The sequence below is a fragment of the Nocardioides stalactiti genome (genome assembly GCF_014180715.1).
Classification (GTDB): domain Bacteria; phylum Actinomycetota; class Actinomycetes; order Propionibacteriales; family Nocardioidaceae; genus Nocardioides; species Nocardioides stalactiti.
In genome coordinates this window covers 1-3,575 of the sequence record NZ_JACEFC010000205.1, presented here as the reverse complement: position 1 = coordinate 3,575, position 3,575 = coordinate 1, and the positions used below count along the sequence as shown (strand labels likewise).

The following is a 3,575-nucleotide window of genomic DNA, read 5'->3' as shown; positions in this document are numbered from 1 at the left end:
GGCAGGTCCAGTCGTTGGCGCCCTTCGGCGGGCGCTCCAGGGTGGTGACGGCAGCCGCCGGGCCGGGAGCCGACAGTGCGCTCACCAGCCCGCAGGTCACGAGACCGAGAGCAAGGCAGAACGACGCGAGCAGACGCATGGACCCTCCCTCCGAGGTTCCGCTCACCCTAAGGACCGGGTCCGCAGTCGAAAACCTCCCTTTTCGGATGGGTCAGCGGGCGAGGGCGAGCTCCCAGGCGGCGGGGTCGGCGACCGTCAGGCCGAGCTCTCCGGTCGCCGTCTCGACGACGAGGACCGGCTGGCCGTTGCGGTAGGTGTTGAAGCTGTTCTGGACCCGGGTTCCGGTGATGTCCGCGACCGGCAGCGAGATGGCGGTCCCCCAGATCGGTCGGACGGCGAGGGCGTGGGGAGTGAGCACGATCCAGCTGGTGTTGCGGGTCCGCGGGAACCCGCCGGTGCCGCCTCGGTACTGGCCGAGCTCGGGACCGGCGACGGCATCGGGGAACGCGCGTCGTACCTGCTCCCCCTTGTCGGCCGAGGCCCTGCTCAGCACGCGCAGCAGGACGAACAGGAGGGCGGCGACCGCCCCCAGACCGACGGCGAGCGCGACCACGACGATGACGACGACCTCCACCCGGGCATTGTGCCCGGTCAGCCCGCGAGGAATCCCCAGGAGCTGTTGGACAGCGGGATGTCGCCCAGCTCGACGCGCTCCCCGTCCGGGCTCTCGACCACGACGCCCCTCAGCTCGGCCTCGACCGGCTGCTCGGTGGTCTGCGCCTCGTCCCAGTCCGCCGGGGGCACCTCGTCGGCGAAGGTGAGCGTGCCCTCGACGACCTCCCAGGTCTCCTCGACCTCGGCCTGGGGCTCCTCGATGACGTCGTTGCACCAGTTCGCCGTGAGATTCGTCCCGACCGTCAGCTGCGCCTCCCAGCCGGCGGCCGGCAGGTCGACGGAGCGGGGGATCGGGGAGGCGTCGGACTGGTGGAAGAGGGTCAGCAGGGTCTCCCCCGCAGCATCGGCGCGGGCGAAGCCGAACCCGCACCCGAGGTCCTCGGTCAGCTCGAACGCCGGCCCGGCGACAGCCGGCTGGTCGACGCCCTTCGCGCCACCGTCGTCATCGTCGCCGCACGCGGTGAGGACGACGAGCATCGCCGGGAGGAGGACCGTGAGGGAGAGCATCCGCGTGTTCATGGGGGTCAGACGCACCATCAGCCGCATCGGTTCCGATCCGGAGGTCAGGAGCTGTGCGAGCACGTGGCTCAGGGGCCGCCCATCTGTGGGGTGATGCGCGGCCCCTGGCACTGTCCCGAGACGTCTAGGGGGTGCTGAGGTTCAGGCCCACGTCGTCGACGTGGAAATTGGTCCAGTTCGACGAGTCCTCGACGCTGGTGAACGTCAGGTCGAAGGTCTTGCCCGACAGCGAGGCCGGCAGCACGTAGGTGTGCTTCACCCAGGTCGCCGTGGCGTCGACGTTGCTCTGCGTGTGGACGAGGGTCGAGCCGGCCCGCACCTCCAGGTAGTCGAAGGGACTGCTCATGCCTTCTGCGGTGTGCGACTTCACCCAGAAGCTCAGCGTCGCCTTGCAGCCGGCAGGCACCCGCACCGACTGGCGCATCGTCTCCGTGTAGGGGGCGCTGGCCCCCCACCCGCCGATCCAGGCGAACTTGTTGCCCGTGTGCGCCAGCGACGGGTTCGTCTCCTGCGACCCGCCCTCCATCACCCACGGTGCGGGCGTGGGGTACTCGAAGCCGGCGTTGCCGACCCGTTGGTTCGAGCACGCGTTGGACGTCGCGTTGCTGACCTGGAAGGTGAACCAGCCACGCCCCAGCCGGCCCACGTCGTCCGTCGCGGTCACCGCGACGGTCCAGCTGCCGCCCGTGTAGGTGGCGAGGCTTCCGGACACCTGCCCGGTGGCCGCGTTGATGCCGAGGCCGGCGGGCAGCCCGGTCGCCGACCAGGTGTACGGCGTGGTGCCGCCGGCGGCCGTCATGGTGAAGGGGGTGATCGTCGTCCCTGCGGTCGCCTTCCGGTGGATCGCGTTGGTGACGCGCACCGACGCCTCACCGACGGTGCAGGTCCCCTCCCCTGCCTGGGCCGGCACCGAGACGGCGTTCCACGCAGCCTTCACCCGGTTGAACTCGGTGCAGGTCGACTGCCCGTACAGGTGCCGTGCGGCGACCAGCGTCCAGAGCCGGTACTTCTGGTAGCTCGAGGCCGAGGTCTTCATCAGCATCGCGGTGTACAGGACCTTCATGACCTTGGCGATGCCGATGCCGAACACCCGCGGGCCCGAGCAGACTGGGCTCACCGGGCCGCTGGCGGGCTGGCTGCCCTGGGAGGCGAGATAGAACCAGTGGTCGCCCGGCCCGGAGTCGGTGTGCACCAGGTTGTGGCTGTGCGAGTCGATCGCTGCGGTGTAGCAGTTCGGGTCGCCCTCCAACGAGGGGTTCGCCATGTTCCGGATCTCGGCGGTCCCGTCACCGGTCCCCGCGAGCGCGACCTCCTCCCCGATGAGGAAGTCGCGCACGTCGTGGGGCGAGGCCTGGTTGTCCCACCACTCCGTGGCGGTGCCGAACGTGTCGGCGATGAACTCCGAGGTGTTGCCGCGGGACAACCCGCCCGGGGTCTGGTCGTCCACGCCGTGCCCGAACTCGTGGCCGGTGATGTCGAGCGAGGTCACCCACTGGCCGGAGGGATTGCGCCCGAACTCGACGTGGGTGCCGTAGTAGAAAGCGTTCTGCTCGTCGAGCCCGACCCTGATCGGGAGCCAGCCGCCGTTGCCGTTCATCCCCTGCCGACCCAGCCAGGTGCTCATCATCGACTTCATCTGCTGAGCGCCGTACAGGGCGTCGACGCAGCCGGTCTCCACGGTCGCGGGGTTCCCGTCGCCCCACACGTCGTCGGGTCCGGTGAGGGTCGTCCGGGTCGCGAAGTCCTGGCACGTCATCGTGGGCGCGCTGCCCATGGTCATCTGGTACGTCGTGCCGACCTTGCGGGTGACGATCGGGAGCGGGTTGGGACCGTTCCAGCCGCCGTTGCCCTCGCCGCTGCTGACGGCCTCGTCGCTCCTCAGGACGGCACCGCTCTCGGCGTCGACGTACACCTCCAGCCGCGACGGCTGACCGGCCCGACGGCCGGTGACCGAGGTCGCCCAGGCCAGGTCGGAGCGGGCGCCCCGCTGGAGCACGACCAGCTCGCTGCGGCCCGCTCGGGACCGGGTCAGCCGGCCGCTCGCCGTGGCGCGGGCATCGGTCGCCGACACGGACGGCTCGACGTCGGGGAGCCGGACCTGCGCGGTCTGCGCGACGCTGGTGTACACGACGTCGTCGCCGTCGACGACGACCACGAAGTCACCGCCGACGACCCGCAGCCCGCGGTGGGTCCGCTCGTAGGGGACGAACCGCAGGTGACCCGAGCGCAGCGTCTGCTGTGCGCGCACCCGGTCGTGGCGGCCGAGGAACAGCTGGGGTGCCCTCGCGGCGACGACCTCGCGGGAGGCTGCCTCCGCGCGGTCGTCACGGTCGGGGTGCGGCGGCCGCCCGGGATCGGTGACCGAGGTCGGGCCCTTGGTG

3 protein-coding genes are annotated in these 3,575 nt (G+C 71.0%); all 3 read right to left on the bottom strand.

What is annotated here, in order from left to right; translation table 11 throughout:
* Positions 1-211: 211 nt before the first annotated feature.
* A complete protein-coding gene (locus H0487_RS22175) occupies positions 212-634 on the bottom strand; it encodes a hypothetical protein (protein ID WP_183096373.1) in 423 nt (140 codons plus the stop codon).
* A 17-nt stretch (positions 635-651) separates the two neighbouring features.
* Positions 652-1,212 (bottom strand): hypothetical protein, encoded by a 561-nt coding sequence (locus H0487_RS22170; protein ID WP_183096372.1) that lies wholly within the window; start codon positions 1,210-1,212, stop codon positions 652-654.
* Between the two features lie 106 nt (positions 1,213-1,318).
* On the bottom strand, positions 1,319-3,575 hold a 2,257-nt coding region (locus H0487_RS22165), incomplete at its 5' end, for a M4 family metallopeptidase (RefSeq protein WP_183096371.1).

Excerpts from the sequence above, each read along its gene's own strand:
- H0487_RS22170 (WP_183096372.1), bottom strand. The coding sequence starts at position 1,212 with ATGGTGCGTCTGACCCCCATGAACACGCGGATGCTCTCCCTCACGGTC.